Here is a 17075-nt window from a genome sequence, read left to right on the forward strand (position 1 = left end):
ACTTCATACTTCATACTTCATACTTCATACTTCATACTTCATACTTCATACTTCTCTTTTTTTTATATAAACTAATTCGTAAATTACTGAATTGTTAATAACAATATTTTCTAAACCTATTTAAACGTTACTTACTTATGTTCAAATTAACATATAGCTTAATCTATGCTATAGTTTTATTTTGGGGAGCTTATCTTTTTCGTCAAAATAATCAACACCAGCAATCTACGATTTCTGTATTAGCAGATACACTTTCAAATGCCTCCGCATGGCCGAATGATGCCATCGAAGTGCGTAATTTTACCAGTGCAGATCTTACTCCAAGTCCTGCTTGTTTGGCAGTTGCAGCCACTGGAGAAGTATTTGTGGGAATTGACCAAATTGGTTCTTTGGGCAAAACCCCTCAAAAGGGCTACATTTTAAAGTTGGTTGATTCCAACAATGATGGAAAAGTGGATGTTCATACCAAATTTGCCATGGTGGACAACCCGAGAGGAATTATCTCTTTGGGAGATAAATTATATGTGCTTCATACCGTTTTTTCGAAAGAAACAGGGAAAGCCGATGGTATGGATCTGGTTGTTTTTGAAGATAAAAACAAGGATGGTGTTGCAGATGGACCTTCTTCGCCTTTGATCGAACATATAAGTTCCAAGAAATTTTTGCAGAGCAGAGGTACAGACCATTCAACCAATGGTATAAGAATGGGAATTGACGGTTGGATTTATATTGCTGCAGGCGATTTTGGTTTTCATAATGCGACAGATAGAACGGGTAAAAAAATTACGATGCTAGGTGGTGGTATCGTGCGTGTTCGTCCTGATGGCACTGAAATGGAGGTTTTTACACACGGAACCAGAAATATCTACGATGTAGCCATTGATCCCTACATGAATATTTTTACGCGCGATAATACCAATGATGGTGGTGGTTGGAACATTCGATTTAGCCATCATATTCAGTCGGGAGAATATGGATATCCTTTATTATTTAAGCATTTTACGGAAGAAATTTTACCTGCCTTAGTAGATGTGGGCGGTGGTTCAGGAACAGGTTCTCTGTTCATGGATGAACCTACTTGGCCAGCAAAATACAACCAAGTTCCAATGATGGCAGACTGGGGAAACAGTGTCTTATACATCCATCGAGTGAGTCCTGATGGAGCAAGTTATACACAAAAAGATGAACCATTCATTAAGCTAAAGCAAATCACCGATTTGGATGTTGATGGTTCGGGTCGTTTGTATTTAGCAGCTTGGGATGGTGCTGGATATTCAGGTAGTCCAAGTAAAGGTTTTGTGGTAAAAGCTGTCCCTAAAGGTTGGACTTATAAACCTTTTCCCGATGTAAAAACATTGAATAATAATCAATTGGCTGATTTATTGGCTTCCAATAGTGCAGTAGCTCGTTTAACTGCTCAGCAAGAATTATTGACAAGAAATAAGCAAGAGGTAAGCAACATTGCATGGAAATTGGCAAGTAATCTTCAAGCTCCACTTTATGCGCGTTCTGCTGGAATTTTTACTTTTGCTCAAGTCGCAGATGAAAAAGGAATTTTGAAATTATTGAATTTGGTCAAAGAAAAAGAAGTGAAAGAATTGGCTTTAAAAGCTTTGGCTGACCGTTTGACCAAAAATAAATTAGTGCCTATTCAACCTTTTATTTTGGCGCTAAATGACCCCTCTCCCCGTGTAAGGGTCGCTGCAACGATTGCTTTAGGTCGTTTGGGTAAAAAAGAAGCCATTGCTGCCTTATTGAAAGTGAAGGTTCCTGCCAGTTTTGTAGCACCTCCGAAAGACAAAGAAGGGCCGCATGCGACACCTAATTCTGCCATTATTCCAGCGCACGTAGCTGTTCGGGCTTTGGTTCGATTAAATGCGGTGAAAGAATGTGTTCAGGCCATTGGTGGACCCAATTCTACCATTGCTTTATGGGCTTTGCGTTATATGCACCAACCGGAAGCGGTAGCTGGGTTAATGAAAGCTTATGGTAAAACCACTAACAAATCGCTGAAAAAACAGATAATTGGGAATCTCGCTCGTATCTATAAAAAAGAAACGCCTTATGAGGGAGAATGGTGGTGGAGTACCAAACCCAATGGTCATGGTCCTTATTACAAAACGACCAATTGGGAGGAAAGCGAAGGCATTAAGAATTTCATCCTGAAAGAATTTGCCAAAGCTGGGGAAGAAGAAAAAGGCTTCTATGCTGATTTGAATGAAAAAAATCAAATGGAAATTGCAGAATTAGGAACTGTGGATAATGGAGTAGTCAAAGAAGAGCCTAAAGTAGATTTAGCCAATATACGTAATAAAAAAGGCCAAATTGGGAACTCTTCCATCGAAGATATTATGTTAGCCATGGCGCAAATGAAGGGTAATTCTACTGTGGGAAGATCATTATTTACCAAACAAGGTTGTGTGGTTTGCCATAGTTTAAAAAGTGGTGAAACTTTAAAGGGGCCATTCATGGGTCAAATTGGTGGAATTATGAGTAGAGAGCAAATTGCAGAATCTATTTTGAAACCGAACGCATCCATTTCACAAGGCTTTGCAACCGTTTTAATTACCACAAAAGACAAAAAAGAATACATGGGTTTTGTCACAGCGGAGTCGGCAGATCGAATTGTGATGCGTGATATTACGGGTCAAATCACAAGTATTCGCACGGCTGATATTCGTTCAAGAAAAGAAATGGAAACTTCCATGATGCCCGATGGCCTAACGAATGAATTATCTTACGAGGAATTTGCTTCATTAATCACATTTTTATCTGAACAGAAAAAATAAATTCCATGCGAATTTCTTTTGAAGAAATGGTGCAAACCATTCAAAAAGCCTTTGAATTGACGGGCTTAAGTCCCGAAAAAGCCCGCCAATGTGCTTATATTCATGCTGAATCGAGTCGAGATGGAGTTTATTCTCACGGCTTAAATCGAGTACCTCGATTCATCGATTATATCCAACAAGGCTGGATTCATTTAGACGCTGAACCTAGCTTGGAGATTAATTTGGGTGCCATTGAAGTATATAATGGGAATTTAGCACCGGGTGTTTTGAATGCTACTTTTTCCATGCAAAGGGCTACGGAAATAGCCAAACAATATGGCTTAGGATTAGTGGCTTTGAATAATACCAATCATTGGATGAGAGGGGGGAGTTATGGTTGGCAAGCCGCTGAAAAAGGCTTTATTGGTATTTGTTGGACGAATACGGAGTCTTGTATGCCATCTTGGGGAGCGATGAATAATAACATTGGCAATAACCCATTTGTGATTGCTATTCCAAGAAAAGAAGGTCATGTAGTTTTAGACATGGCTATGTCGCTGTATTCCTACGGAAAATTGGAAGTTACTCGGCAAAAAGGACAAAAATTACCTTTTCCAGGGGGCTTTGATGCCGAAGGAATATTGACAGATGATCCCGCTGCGATTGAATTAACAAGGCGGATTCTGCCTACGGGTTTTTGGAAAGGCTCAAGTTTAGCAATCGTTTTAGATTTATTGGCAGGAATACTTTCGAAAGGGAAAACGACTGCTGAAATTGACCAATTTGGAAAAGGAAACAGTGTGGGATTAAGTCAGGTTTTTTTGGCCATTGACCCTTTGAAAATCGTAGATCAGGATTTTATTGATCAGTCTTTGATGAAAACCATAGAACAATTGCGAACTTCCACTGCAGTCGATGAAAAGGGAGAAATTCTTTATCCAGGTGAGCGGTCTTTACGGACGCGTTTAGAAAACCTTCAAATGGGCATCCCTGTGGACGAGCAAGTGTGGCAAAATGTTCGAAAATTGGCTGGGGATGTATGACGTAAGATGTATGAAACAAGTAATGTCGACCCTTGTGGTCAACCATAAATAATTAAACAAAAATTAAATTATAACAATGATGAAATCTTTATTTACTTGCCTATTGGGCTTGATGTTAAGTTTTTCAGGACTTGCTCAAGATGCCTATCACATTATTCCGAAGCCTGAAAAATTGATTCCCGCCTCCGGAAAATTTGTTTTTCAAAAAAGCACTTCCATCAGTGTTTTGAGTTCAGATGCGGACATAAATTCTGTTGCTCAGATGTTAGCGGACCAATTAGCATCCACTTCTGGATTAAACATTCTTCCAAAAAAAGTAGCTTCTAGCTCTAAGGGAGTCATTTTTGTTCAAAATGCTAGTTTGGGAGAAGAAGCCTATCGTTTAAATGTGAGTGCCAAAAAAATTGAAATTCAATCGAAAACGGGTAAAGGAGCTTTTTATGCCTTGCAAACCTTGTTTCAATTAATGCCTCCTGCGATATTTTCAAAGGATAAATCAACGGTAGAAATGACTGCCTCTGCCTGCCAAATTGAGGATGCGCCCCGTTTTGGATACCGTGGAATGATGTTAGATGTGGGTCGTTATTATTTTCCAGTGAGTTTCATCAAACGCTTTTTAGATTTAATGGCGGTGTATAAATTGAACACTTTTCATTGGCACTTAACGGAGGATCAAGGTTGGAGAATTGAAATCAAAAAATATCCTTTGTTGACTCAAATTAGTTCCATACGTAAGGAAACAATGGTGGGACATTATCGAGATCAAAAATATGATAAAACGCCTTATGGTGGTTTTTATACGCAAGAGGAAATCAAAGAAGTGATTGCCTATGCATCCAAAAAATTCATTAATATCATACCAGAAATTGAAATGCCAGGCCATTCACAAGCGGTTTTGGCGGCATATCCTCAATTGGGCTGCAATCCAGATAAGATTTATCAAGTAGCTACCAAATGGGGTGTTTCAGAAGATGTCCTTTGTCCAAGAGAGGAAACATTTACTTTCATGGAAAATGTGTTAACGGAAGTAATGGACTTATTTCCAGGTCAATATATTCACATTGGAGGAGATGAGTGTCCCAAAAAACAATGGCAAGAAAGTCGCTTCTGCCAAGATTTAATCAAAAAATTAGGATTAAAAGATGAACATGAATTGCAAAGTTATTTCATCCGTCGCATCGATAAATTTGTTACATCAAAAGGTAAAAAATTGTTAGGATGGGATGAAATCTTAGAAGGAGGTTTATCGCCTAATGCGATGGTTATGTCGTGGAGAGGCACCAAAGGAGGGATTGAAGCAGCTAAACAAAGACATGATGTAGTGATGTCGCCCAATAGTTATTTTTATTTAGATTATTATCAAGCAGATCCTAAAACACAACCCTTGGCAATCGGTGGTTTATTGCCTTTATCGAAATGCTATTCATTTGAGCCTGATTTGCCAGAATTAACAGCTGAGGAGGCTAAGCATATTGTAGGTGTTCAGGCAAATATTTGGACTGAATATATCAGCAAACCTGATTATGCAGAATATATGACTTACCCAAGAGGCTTGGCATTAGCCGAGGTCAATTGGTCTAGTAAAGGCAACCGAAATTATGATGATTTCCTCAAACGCCTAAAAGCTCATCTTCCGGCGATGGATGCCTTGAAGATTAATTATTGCAAGGAGGGGTTTTAGGTAAAAGGTAAGAGGTAAAAGGTAAGAGGTAAAAGGTAATAGAGAAAAGAGAAAAGACAAAACTCTCTTGCCTTTTACCTCTTACCTTTTACCTCTTACCTTTTATCATTTGCTATTCCCTCAAAAATTATATATTATTGTGTAAAAATGATACAATAAGCACTATGAAAATTTTAACGTCTTTTCTGGCAATCGGTTTTGCCATCTCTACCATGTTTAATGCACAGGCTCAAGTAGCGAAAAACACTTATTCGATTGACGTACAAGTCAAAACGAAAAATGGAATTTTGGAGGGTGAGTTCGACACTCGTTCGAAAGTAGCAAGTTTTAAAGGGATTCCATTTGCCTTGCCTCCAGTCGGTGAATTGCGTTGGAAGGCACCTCAAGAACCTAAATCTTGGTCAGGAGTTTTACAAGCAAAACAATTTGGACCTAAAGCGGTACAAACACCTATTTTTGGAGATATGGGTTTTCGTAGCAATGGTATGAGTGAAGATTGTCTTTATTTAAATGTTTGGTCGCCTAATCCAAAAGAAGGTGCTAAACTACCTGTTTTGGTCTATTTTTATGGCGGAGGATTCATGGCTGGTGATGGTTCGGAACCTCGTTATGATGGAGAATCAATGGCTAAAAAGGGAATTGTTTCGGTTACGATCAATTATCGTTTGAATGTTTTTGGTTTCTTTTCTCACCCTGAATTAACACAGGAATCACCAAACAAAGCCTCTGGTAATTATGGATTAATGGATATGACAGCTGCCTTGAAATGGGTAAAAGCGAACATTGCGGCCTTTGGAGGCGATCCTAATCACGTGACTATTGCTGGGGAGTCGGCTGGTTCGATTGCTGTTAGTGCTCAAATGGCCACTCCATTATCTAAAGGATTATTTCATGCAGCCATCGGCGAGTCAGGTGGATGGTTTTCAGGCATTTTAGGTGGCAATACTTTAGCTTCTTCCGAGAAGGACGGAGTAGATTGGGCAACAAAAATTGGTATGAAATCCTTGAAAGAATTACGCGCATTATCAACTTATGAATTATACCAAAAAATGATTGAATCGAAGAAATTAGGTTTTTCGATGAACATCGATGGTTATTTTATGCCAAAGACCGCAAGAGAAATTTTCGAGGCAGGAGAGCAAGCGCAAGTGCCTTTATTGTTAGGGTGGAATTCTGAGGAATCTAATTATAAAGCAATTTCTAAAGGGCAGCCGATCACCAAAGAGTCTTATCCGAACATTATTAAGGAATTATACAAGGAGAAAGCGGATCAAGTTTTGCAATTATACCCAGGAAATACACAAGAAGAGGCAGAGCAATCGGCCACCGATTTAGCAGGAGACCGCTTCTTAGGCTATACTACATGGAAATGGTTTGATTTACACAGAAAACATAGTCAACAACCTATTTACAGATATTATTTTGCACGCCCGAGACCAGATATGTTGCAAAAAGACGTAGAAGCAGCCTTAGCAGGTGGTGTGGTAAAAAGAGATCCCAATGCTCCAAAAGCGCCTAAACCTAAAGGAGCTGTTCACTCGGCTGAAATCGAATATGCTTTGGGTAACTTATCTTCGAATTTAGTGTATGATTGGTCGGCAGATGATTACAAAGTGTCGAAAGAAATGCAAGAGTATTTTGCCAATTTCATCAAGAAATATGATCCCAATGGAGCTAATTTAATTCCTTGGGCTCCAGCTAAAAACGAAGCGCAACCTGATGTGATGATTTTAGATGTCAATTCGAAATTAATTAAATCTCAAACAGAAGCGAGATACGAATTCTTGGATAAAAACTAATCAAAAAAGGGAGCGGAAGCTCCCTTAAAATTGTATTCGAATGAAAAAAGTATTTAAAATTTTCGCTTGGACCGTTTTAGTTCTAGTCTTAGCTCTTTTCGCTTTGATGGCGACTTTTCTGTATAAAGTTAAAAATGGTTTTCCTGTCTCTTATGAAACAGACAAACCTGCTTTGGCAATTCCAGCGGACAAATCAGCGATCTTATTGTTTTCGAAAACAACCGGTTTTAGACATGCCGAATCCATTCAAGCATCTATTCCTGCCTTGAAAAATTTGGAAGAAAAAAACAATTGGTTCATTTATGGAACAGAAGATGGAGGTGTTTTTAATTCGGAGCAATTGAAGAAATTCAAATTGGTTGTGTTCAATAATTCTACAGGCCGAGTGTTGAATGAAGAGCAACAAAAGGCTTTGGAAGATTATGTGAATCAAGGCGGTGCTATTATGGGAATACATGGTGCCGGAGATGACTCACACCATGCTTGGAATTGGTACACGCATGAATTTTTAGGTGCAGAATTTTCGCACCATCCATTGGATCCTCAATTTCAAAAAGCGGAAGTGAAAATGGAGGCGGGAGTTGATTCTTTATTTGAAAAAAACTTATCTAAATCTTGGGTCAATACCGATGAATGGTATGTGTTTTTTGCTCAACCCAAAGGGGCAAAAGTCTTGTATACAATCAATGGAGATAAAATTATTCCGAATGGAAATATTCTTTGGACGAAGGATAAAAACTTCGGTATGGGAAAATCTCATCCAGTGGCATGGTATCGTCAAATGGGAAAAGGGAAAGGTTTTTATACCTCTATGGGGCATTCCAAAGATGTTTGGAATAATCCAGATTATGTAAAATTGATTGAAAATGGTATTAATTGGTGTATAAAATAATTAGAGATGAATTTACCAATCAGACACGCGGGTATTTTGAAGTTTAAATCGACAGTTTCTGAGCAAAAGAAAATGGATTTTCTTTTGGCATTGAAAAGCTTGGAATCCATTCCTGGAGTGCAAAATTTGGAAATATCCAAAGAAATAAGTCCGAAAAATCATTTCGAATATTTCTTTTCGATGGTCTTTGATTCCCAGGAAATTTATGATACCTATTCGAATCATCCAGAACATGATGCCTTTGTTCAACATTGGTGGATTCCTAATGTAGAAGATTTTATGGAAATTGACACAGTTACATTGAATATGTAATCGATAAATGGACTAATCTTGGAGATAACGGGAACTGTTTCTTACCTAAATCTTGAATAGTTTTGTGCTTACAATTTTAAATGCATGAATCGTAAATCTTTTTTGAAAAATGGATTAACCGCTATTAGTGCGGGGATTATCTTACCCATAAGTACTGCTTGTTCTAAATCAGAGGAATCTATTACACCTAGTGATAATTCTTCGTCCAATTCGGGTTCAACTGGTGGAACCACTACCAATGGTACCTGTACGGTTGCCCCCTCTGAAACGGCTGGTCCATTTCCGACCAAATCACCTTCTTCCTTGCTAATGAACAATATTACTAGCGATAGAAAGGGTATTCCTTTTACGATTAACATTACAATAAACAATAAAAATAGCAACTGTGCGGCATTGGCAAATGCGATTGTCGATATTTGGCATTGCGATGCAGATGGCTATTATTCCGAATATGGTGGCTCGGGAATGCAACAAGTTAATTTAACATCTGTGCATTTCTTAAGAGGTAGACAAGTAACTAATGCAAGTGGCCTTGTGACATTTACTAGTATTTTTCCAGGCTGGTATCCAGGAAGAGCTCCGCACATTCACGTTCAAATTTATGACGCGAATGGTAAATCCTTGCTGACAACCCAAATTGCCTTTCCAACGGATGTTTGTGATAAAGTTTATTCCACAGCGACAAGTGTCTATACCAAAGGTACTCAAGACACTGCTAATACTCGAGATAATGTTTTTTCCGATTCTTTAGCGAGTGAATTAGCCACCATTTCAGGCGATTTGACGAAAGGTTTTACCTTGACTCATTTGATTACAGTTTCAGCTTAGCATATTTGGGATAATCGTCAGCCTTAGTAAAGGATAATATGTGATGGATTTATAATCAAATCAATCAACGGATAAAAATATAAGTTTCCTGTTAGTGGATCTGAATTTCTTTTTTTAAGGGGTAATGCGTCCCCTTACCCCCTGCAATTTACGTGTTTTATTGTTCAGTTAATTGATAATTTGATTAGGTTAAAAGGATCATGTTCAATAGTTGTGGGGCTGCGAAATAATTTAAGACTTTTATGATATTATTAGTATCAATTTTCATTCTATCATATCATTTTTAAAACATTAATGCCTTAATGTTTAAAAAAATCCTATCTCAATTTTAATTGCTTAAAATATTTATCCCACATTTTTCGAACATGATCCAGTGAAAATGCCGCAAATCGCCCTTGCGCATTGTCAAAGCTCCGCCTACCGCTACGTTCAAATCTTTCGTTGGGATTAACCAAAAGTTCACTGATGAGTTTGAAAAAGAAGAAATAGCCTTGTCTGAGCACGGTTGCTGAGCCTGTCGATGCACGGTTGCTGAGCCTGTCGAAGCACTGATGCCAAAAGCAGTAATTAGAGAAGTGAAAAACAGATATTTTGACTCTTAATTCGCATTTGTATATAAAGTTTCTTTCGCAAAGCGAATATATTGAATCCAATCATAATCATTTATATCATGTTTGCCTTCACGAATATGGTATCGAATATGATTACCAATGGGTGTATTTAGTGGCGGGAATGCCAATTTTTTCAATCCTTCTTTATGATACAATTGATAAACTTCCTCTGTATTTTGGGCTCCCAAAAACTCTCCTAATGGATCCGACCATTGGTCACCAACAGCACTGGAAACGTACAAGGGGCGTGGAGCTAGTAAGCTCATCAAAACATGCGAATCAAACGGTAATTCATTTTCCTTGTAAGCATAATTTTTATAATCCTTGTAAAACCAGTGGGGAAAACTATTCGTGATTCGCCAAAGATTTTCTCCGTAATTTCTTCTTGAGATAGCCGCACCTCCCTCTCCAGATTCATTCGAAATGATAGCAGCAAAGCGTTGGTCGGTTGCCCCTGCCCATAATGCGGCTTTTCCTAATCGAGAATGGCCATGTAAAATTACTTTCTTGGCATCTACCATTTTTTGAGTTTCTAGGAAGTCCAAAACGCGACTTAATCCCCAAGCCCAAGCACCATTGGCGCTCCATTCTTCGGCATTCAGGCCTAATTCTTTGGCCAATAATGTTCTCACACCATTTTTATAGCCTTCTTCAAAATCTTCTTCAAAATCTGCACAAGAAACAGTAATACTCCCCAGTCCTGCATCAATCACTTTTTCAAATTGCCAACGACCTTCCCAATTTCCCCTGGATCCTTCTTCTCCTACGTGGTTTTTATAGCCATTCGTGCCATTGCAAACGACATATCGGCTAGAAATAGGAATATTTTTGTCAAATGAAGTTGTTTGATTACCACAGAAATTAAGTCCAAGAAAAACGGCTGATTTTTTGTCCGTATTCGGCAACACTCCCAACACTGATACTTTGTATTTCCCTGCAAACGTAAGTTCCCAAATATATTGAATAGCCTTGCCGTTCATGATTTCCGTTTTAGAAATCAATTGGCTCGTTTGTTTAATTTTATTCTGAGACATTTTACCAAACATGACTCTTTGGTAGGCTCCAAGCCAATATTTTCTTTGCTTCTCCCAGTCTTTTGAGTTCCTTACCAAAGATCCATCTGGACGTAATAATGGATTGGGTAACGTAAAATTGCCAACTTTGTTTTCGTCGTAATTCGCGACAAAAGGCTCTTGAGCTAATGCGAATGTGCTTACTAAGAGTAGGGTGAACAAAAGGAGCTTTTTCATATGGATTATGTCTTACATCAAATTTTCTCTAAATCAGCAATAATTAACTTGGACATCTGAAGAAAAGCATAGGTTGCTTTCGGTGCAGTTTCAGGATTCATCATTAGTTTACCTAACATAGAAGGGATAATTTGCCAAGAAACGCCAAATTGATCTTTCAACCAACCACATCGTCCAGGGCTGCCTCCTTCTACAAGTCGCTCCCAATACATATCGATTTCTTCTTGTGTGTCAACAATTAAGCGAAAAGAAACCCCTTCGTTAAAATTGAATCCATGGTTCATAGAGCTATCCATCGCACCAAAGGGTTTTCCATTGAGTAAAAATTGAGAATATTTGATATTTCCTTCGATATCAGGCTCGCCTTTTTCATATTGACTGATGAACAAGGTTTCTGATTTTGGGAAAATGGACGTGTAAAATTCAATTGCTTGGGCTGCTTTTCCGTTGTTATTACCATTGAACATTAATGCTGGCATGATGATTGAACTGCTTTCATGTGCCAAAATTAATTGCCAATTGACTCCGTATTTGTCAGAACACCAACCATATTTTGGACTCCATGGATAGGTATTTAATGGCATTAATATTTGGCCATCTTGACTCAGTTTTTCCCAAATTTGTTGCATCTCCTCTTCCGAATCTAAATTCACAAAAAATGAAATGGAAGGGTTGATGCTAAAACCTGGCCCTCCATTTAGATGCATAAATTTGCGGTCATAAAGTTGGTAATTGACCGCCATTTGGTTTTCAGATTGTGCTTTGAATCCAGAGAAGACGCTTTGGTAAAAATCTGCTGCCTGCTTTGAATCTTTATCAAACCAAAGGCAAAAACCTATTTCATGTAACATTGAATTATTTTTTTCGAATTTACAGCATTTTTTTTAAGATTCATTGTAAAGAGTTGAATCCAAAATAAAACAAATTAATTATTATATTTACTTTTTAAACACTTGAAATTGTTTCTGAAAAATTCCATTTTATTTTTTGTATTTTCTTTGATAAGTCGACCTTTTTTTGGTCAAACCGTAGAACAAATTCTGAAAGCGGAGCAAGACTTAAAGAAGCCCATGCCAGAAATTGTAAGACTAAAATATCTTTATAATTTGGCAGATTTATACAATGTTGTTGATTCAGCTAAAGCATCTAAATATCTGATGGAAGGTTTTCTATTATCTAAAAAAAATGCTCATTTTTCAGGTATGGGATATTATTATGATATTGTTTCTGTCGAACAACTCATGTATAGGAATTATTCTTTAGCTCAGTCTGAAAGCTTAAAATCTGCTTATTATTATTTAAAAGGGAAAGACACTAGCGGCTGCCTCAATGCAAAATATACCTATTTAAGGGCAAAATTTGAATCAGGCCAAAAAAATAATTTTGATACTTATGCTAAACAAGCCCTCAAATTAGCCGGGAATAAGTTCTCTGTAGAAAAGGGGAAAATTTATACCATTTTTGCTACTTTTTATAGAAATTCCAACTACAACCTATCGAAAATCTATTTTAAAAGTGCATTGAAAAACTTCTATCTTTCAAAAGACTTTAAATGGATGGTGAATCCATCATTGAATTTATCAAGAATATATCATGTGATTGGTAAAAAGGATTCTGCCATTTATTTTTCCAAACAAGCAGTCAAATATGCCAAATATTCAAATTCAATTTTTGGAATCGATTATTTGATTGCTGAAACGAGATTGTCGACTTTAATGGAAAATAAAAGTCCCAAAGATGCTATTCAAGGAATTGAAAATTTGACACGATATTCCATCATGTTTAATTCAAAATTGATTCGGGATCAAGGAAAAAACACACAAGTGCTTCTTTTAAAAATTAGAGAATCACAACAAAAATTTAATAATACTTTATTAGTGATTGGTTTAGGCTTAATATTTATTTTGAGTGTTTTTTTCTTGATTATTTATTTTCAGTCGAAAAAACGCCAAGAAGAACTTACATATATAAATCAGGAATTAGAGTTTAGTTCCTATCAAAATCAAATTCTATTAAAAGAAACTAATCATCGTGTTAAGAATAATTTTCAGATGATTTTGAGTCTTTTGAATTTACATGCCAACTCACCTGAAAGTAACAATAAAAATTTTATGCAATTGAGTATTGCTAGAATTACAGCCATGGCCAAGGTTCACGAGATTTTGTATCGTAAAGAAGTAGGTCAAATTGAAGTTTTACCTTATTTTCATGAAATCTTGAAGTTGACGTTGGATTCTTGTTTTGATAAAAGCTATTCTTTGAAGATAAATGTTGAACCCAAGGATCAGCAATTCAATATTCATACCATCCTACCTTTAGGCCTCATGGTGAATGAAATGGTTATTAATGCGATAAAACATGCATTTAAAGATCTGGACAAAGGATTGATTGAAATTAGTTTGACAAAATTGAATAATGAATATCAATTAACTTTTCAGGATAATGGCATAGGTATTGATGTTGAGACAATCGATGAACTTTCTTCAGGAGTGAAAATGATTAAATCGCTAGCACTTCAATTGAAAGGTAATGCTGAAATATTTTGTGATAATGGTACAAAGTATATCATTCATTTTTCTCAAATTGGAAAATAAAAACCATGTTTCGTAAAAAAATATTAGTCGTAGAGGACGAACCACTAATTGCCTTGAATATTCAAAGTGAATTGACAAAAGAAGGATATGAAGTCATCATCGATTGTTTTACGGTTGATCAGGCTTTACGACTTATTGAAAAAGAGCAGCCTAATTTGGTGTTGATTGATATTAATTTAAATGATGACAAAACGGGAATCGATTTAGGTGAGATACTTTTGGCAGAAAATAAAATCCCATTCTTATATCTAACCTCTTATTCGGATAAAATGACGCTTGAAAAAGTGAGAGAAACAAGGCCTTATGGGTATTTGGTTAAGCCGTTCAATACCGAAAATCTAATCACAACCATATTCATCATTTTAAGCAATTTTGAGCATCGAAAAGTAGATGTCGACCGTTCTATGGAACCCGTTGTTAATGAAATGCCTTATCATATTAAATCGGTATTGAATCAAATCAATAAATCAGTTACAGAGAAAATTAATATAAGCGATTTAGCGAAATTGACCCCTTGGGAATCAGAGCATTTTAGCCGAATATTTAAAGAATTTTTGGGACTAAGTCCTTACCAATATATTTTAAAACGTCGCGTTGAAATGTCTAAATCGATGTTATCCGAAACAGATGAATCCATCATCGCTATTTCTAATCAGGTCGGATTTAGTACCTACAGTAATTTTTACAAAGCTTTTAAGAAAATTACCAATATTACTCCAGAGCAATACAGAAGTGTTCAGAAAGCAAAGAAGTGGTGATTAGGTAAAAGGTAAGAGGTAAAAGGTAATAGGTAAGAATTTGTGCTCTTTGTGATAAAAATATAGATAAATAAAAAATGCCAGCTACATTGTAACAGGCATTTATTGTACTACATGTTCTAAATTAAATATTTTTGAGGAGCTAGGCTCTTAATCGTTCTATTTCAGACTTCAAAATTAAGATGGTTTGATAACTATTTGATTGTGAAAAAAGTGATGACATTTCAAAAAATGATATTATTTCAAAAAATGATAACATTCTTTATGAATATATTTACCTTATCTAGCTCAAACAATATATTACAAGGTATTTTCGCATAAATATTTCGAAACCACCACTCGATATTTATGCCAAGGTTATTACTTTTTACTCTTTTATCTTTTAGCGGCTTAGGTCAAAATATTATCCGTGGACCTTATTTGCAGTTGGCTGGTCCTACTCAAATGACTTTGCGTTTTAGAACTGATATCCCCTCTATGATGCACGTACGTGTTAGTGCGGGCATTTACTTCAATCGAATTTATTCCAATGATTTATCAATAATTGACCATACTTTTTTATTGGATTCGTTGAAGCCCAATATGAAGTATTATTATCAGATTGGAACCTCAAAGAATTTTTCGACCCAAGATTCCACGCAATTTTTTACCACTGCTCCCGTCATTGGAACAAATGAAAAGATGAAGTTTGGAGTTATAGGAGATATGTATCCCGGCTCAACTCAGTTGAAAGTCTTTGAAGCATTAAAAAAGCACAAAGGAAATAGCGATTACCAATTTATGTTGACATTGGGTGATAATGTCTATTCAGGTGCAACAGATGCAGATTATCAGCAGAATTTTTTTAATGTGTATTCTGTTGGCAATTTTTTAAAGCAAGTGCCAATTTATACTGCCTTGGGGAATCACGATTATGATTATACCAGTCGTGTACAGGATGATAAGACAATCGCCTATTTTACCAATTTTGATTTACCTTCAAAGGGTCAATTTGGAGGAATTCCATCCCATTCAGAGGCGTTTTATTCTTATGATTATGCCAACATTCATTTTATCAGTTTAGATACAGAAGGGATTGGAAAAGATGGTAAACGTTTAACCGATGATAATTCTGATCAAGTAAATTGGCTATTAAGAGATTTGGCATCGACCAAAATGCCTTGGAAAATTGTTTATTTTCATCATCCGCCTTTTACAAAAGGAACGTATGATTCAGATGTTGTTTCGTTGCTTACCTTAGTTCGACAAAAATTAGTGCCCATTTTTGAAAAATACAAAGTGGATTTGGTGTTGAACGGCCACAGTCATGTATACGAGCGCTCAAAACCTTTGACTAATTTTACAGGTATTTCCAATGGTTTTGATGCTAAAATAAATTGGACACAGGCTAGCTCTGGTAAATATGATAATAGCCTTCAATCTTGTCCATACATGTTTTCATCTGCCGATACAGCCAAGAATGGAGTAGTGTATGTAGTGAATGGTGTTGGCGGTGCCACGGGAAGAAAAAGAACTGATGCACCACACAAAGTGATGCAATATTCTGTCGATCAAATTGGTGGATTTATGTATTTTGAAATAGAAGACAACCGATTGGATGCCAAATTTATTACGGAAAATGGCGACAATTTAGATCGATTTACGATTTTTAAAGATGTGCCCAATCAAGTGTCAGTGACGAAATCTATTAATTACTTAGATAAAGTGATTTTGACAGCGCCCTGGAAAGGAGATTACCTTTGGACAAATGGTGAAAAAAATAAAAACATCGAAGTGTCACCCAAACAAAATACGTCATTTAGCGTCGTTGATGCCAATAAATGCTTGTCGTATACCTATCAAATTAATGTTATTTTCCCCGATACGGATTCAGATGGTGTTACGGACAATATTGATCAATGTTTAAACACACCCAAGGGCCAAAAGGTGGATGCCAATGGCTGTGCAGATTCACAAAAAGATACAGATGGAGACGGCATCATGGATGATAAGGACGATTGCCCCAACATTGTCAACCCCAAAGCACCTGTCATTTCTACTAGCAATGGATTCGATTTGACTACTTTGGGAGGTGCTAATTATCAATGGTTTTACAATGGTCAAGCAATTTCATCTGCCACTCAAAGCAATTTTAAGGCGCTTAATTCAGGACAATATACGGTTCAACTAAAGTCGCAACAAGGATGTATTAGTCCAATATCTGCAGCTGTTTCTGTTATCATTACCGCCACCAAAGAAGAAAAAGTATTTTTAATTTATCCAAATCCATTTGAATCAAATTTAACCATTTCGTTACCTGAAAATATGGACAAAAAAGCGAATCTTTCGCTGTATAATTTGCTTGGCGTAGAGGTTTATTCAAAGGATTCAATCCCCAATCAGTACAATGTAAATTTGGAGCATTTACCTGCAGGAATATATATCTTAAAAATCCAATTTTTGGGTAATCCAGATTTTTGGGTACAAAAAATGCTAAAATCCAAATAGGAAATTCACACTGGTTCTAATCAATTTTGCCTTTCGTCGATTTTTTTCGAAT

Annotated in this window: 13 protein-coding genes; 10 read left to right on the forward strand and 3 right to left on the reverse strand. The window is 36.6% G+C overall.

The genetic code is table 11. The features are described 5' to 3' along the window. Positions 1 to 137 precede the first annotated feature (137 nt). The 7 genes from V7S79_RS05015 to V7S79_RS05045 all read left to right on the forward strand — a co-directional run bounded on the left by V7S79_RS05015 (position 138) and on the right by V7S79_RS05045 (position 9323). Positions 138 to 2789: a DUF7133 domain-containing protein gene (locus V7S79_RS05015; protein WP_459489463.1), complete on the forward strand. Its 2652-nt coding sequence runs from the start codon at positions 138 to 140 to the stop codon at positions 2787 to 2789. A gap of 5 nt (positions 2790 to 2794) precedes the next feature. Next, positions 2795 to 3811 (forward strand): 3-dehydro-L-gulonate 2-dehydrogenase, encoded by a 1017-nt coding sequence (yiaK, locus tag V7S79_RS05020; protein WP_459489464.1) that lies wholly within the window; start codon positions 2795 to 2797, stop codon positions 3809 to 3811. A 76-nt stretch (positions 3812 to 3887) separates the two neighbouring features. Continuing rightward, on the forward strand, positions 3888 to 5492 hold the full coding sequence (locus V7S79_RS05025; protein WP_459489465.1) for a beta-N-acetylhexosaminidase: 1605 nt from the start codon (positions 3888 to 3890) through the stop codon (positions 5490 to 5492). Between the two features lie 164 nt (positions 5493 to 5656). Continuing rightward, positions 5657 to 7291, forward strand: coding sequence for a carboxylesterase/lipase family protein (locus tag V7S79_RS05030; RefSeq protein WP_459489466.1), 1635 nt, complete (start codon positions 5657 to 5659; stop codon positions 7289 to 7291). A gap of 40 nt (positions 7292 to 7331) precedes the next feature. Further along, on the forward strand, positions 7332 to 8183 hold the full coding sequence (locus V7S79_RS05035; RefSeq protein ID WP_459489467.1) for a ThuA domain-containing protein: 852 nt from the start codon (positions 7332 to 7334) through the stop codon (positions 8181 to 8183). A 6-nt stretch (positions 8184 to 8189) separates the two neighbouring features. Next, complete coding sequence (locus V7S79_RS05040; protein WP_459489468.1) at positions 8190 to 8495, forward strand: Dabb family protein; 306 nt, start codon at positions 8190 to 8192, stop codon at positions 8493 to 8495. A gap of 84 nt (positions 8496 to 8579) precedes the next feature. Beyond that, entirely contained in the window at positions 8580 to 9323 is a 744-nt protein-coding gene (locus V7S79_RS05045) for a dioxygenase family protein (RefSeq protein WP_459489469.1), read from the forward strand. Between the two features lie 328 nt (positions 9324 to 9651). Here the strand turns inward: V7S79_RS05045 and V7S79_RS05050 are convergent, their stop codons facing one another. The 3 genes from V7S79_RS05050 to V7S79_RS05060 form a co-directional block, all read right to left on the reverse strand. After that, a complete protein-coding gene (locus tag V7S79_RS05050) occupies positions 9652 to 9786 on the reverse strand; it encodes a hypothetical protein (protein WP_459489470.1) in 135 nt (44 codons plus the stop codon). A 135-nt stretch (positions 9787 to 9921) separates the two neighbouring features. Then, positions 9922 to 11184: an alpha/beta hydrolase family protein gene (locus V7S79_RS05055; protein ID WP_459489471.1), complete on the reverse strand. Its 1263-nt coding sequence runs from the start codon at positions 11182 to 11184 to the stop codon at positions 9922 to 9924. Between the two features lie 17 nt (positions 11185 to 11201). Further along, positions 11202 to 12035, reverse strand: coding sequence for a VOC family protein (locus V7S79_RS05060; RefSeq protein ID WP_459489472.1), 834 nt, complete (start codon positions 12033 to 12035; stop codon positions 11202 to 11204). Positions 12036 to 12137: 102 nt separating this feature from the next. Here V7S79_RS05060 and V7S79_RS05065 point away from each other — a divergent pair, with 102 nt between their 5' ends. From V7S79_RS05065 to V7S79_RS05075, 3 genes are all read left to right on the forward strand, one after another. After that, entirely contained in the window at positions 12138 to 13778 is a 1641-nt protein-coding gene (locus tag V7S79_RS05065) for a sensor histidine kinase (RefSeq protein ID WP_459489473.1), read from the forward strand. Positions 13779 to 13783: 5 nt separating this feature from the next. Then, complete coding sequence (locus V7S79_RS05070; protein WP_459489474.1) at positions 13784 to 14536, forward strand: helix-turn-helix domain-containing protein; 753 nt, start codon at positions 13784 to 13786, stop codon at positions 14534 to 14536. Between the two features lie 348 nt (positions 14537 to 14884). Continuing rightward, positions 14885 to 17023 carry a metallophosphoesterase gene (locus tag V7S79_RS05075; RefSeq protein WP_459489475.1) on the forward strand — a complete coding sequence of 713 codons (2139 nt, stop codon included), beginning with the start codon at positions 14885 to 14887 and terminating at the stop codon, positions 17021 to 17023. Positions 17024 to 17075 lie beyond the last annotated feature (52 nt).

Source organism: Aquirufa sp. ROCK-SH2 (genome assembly GCF_054558315.1).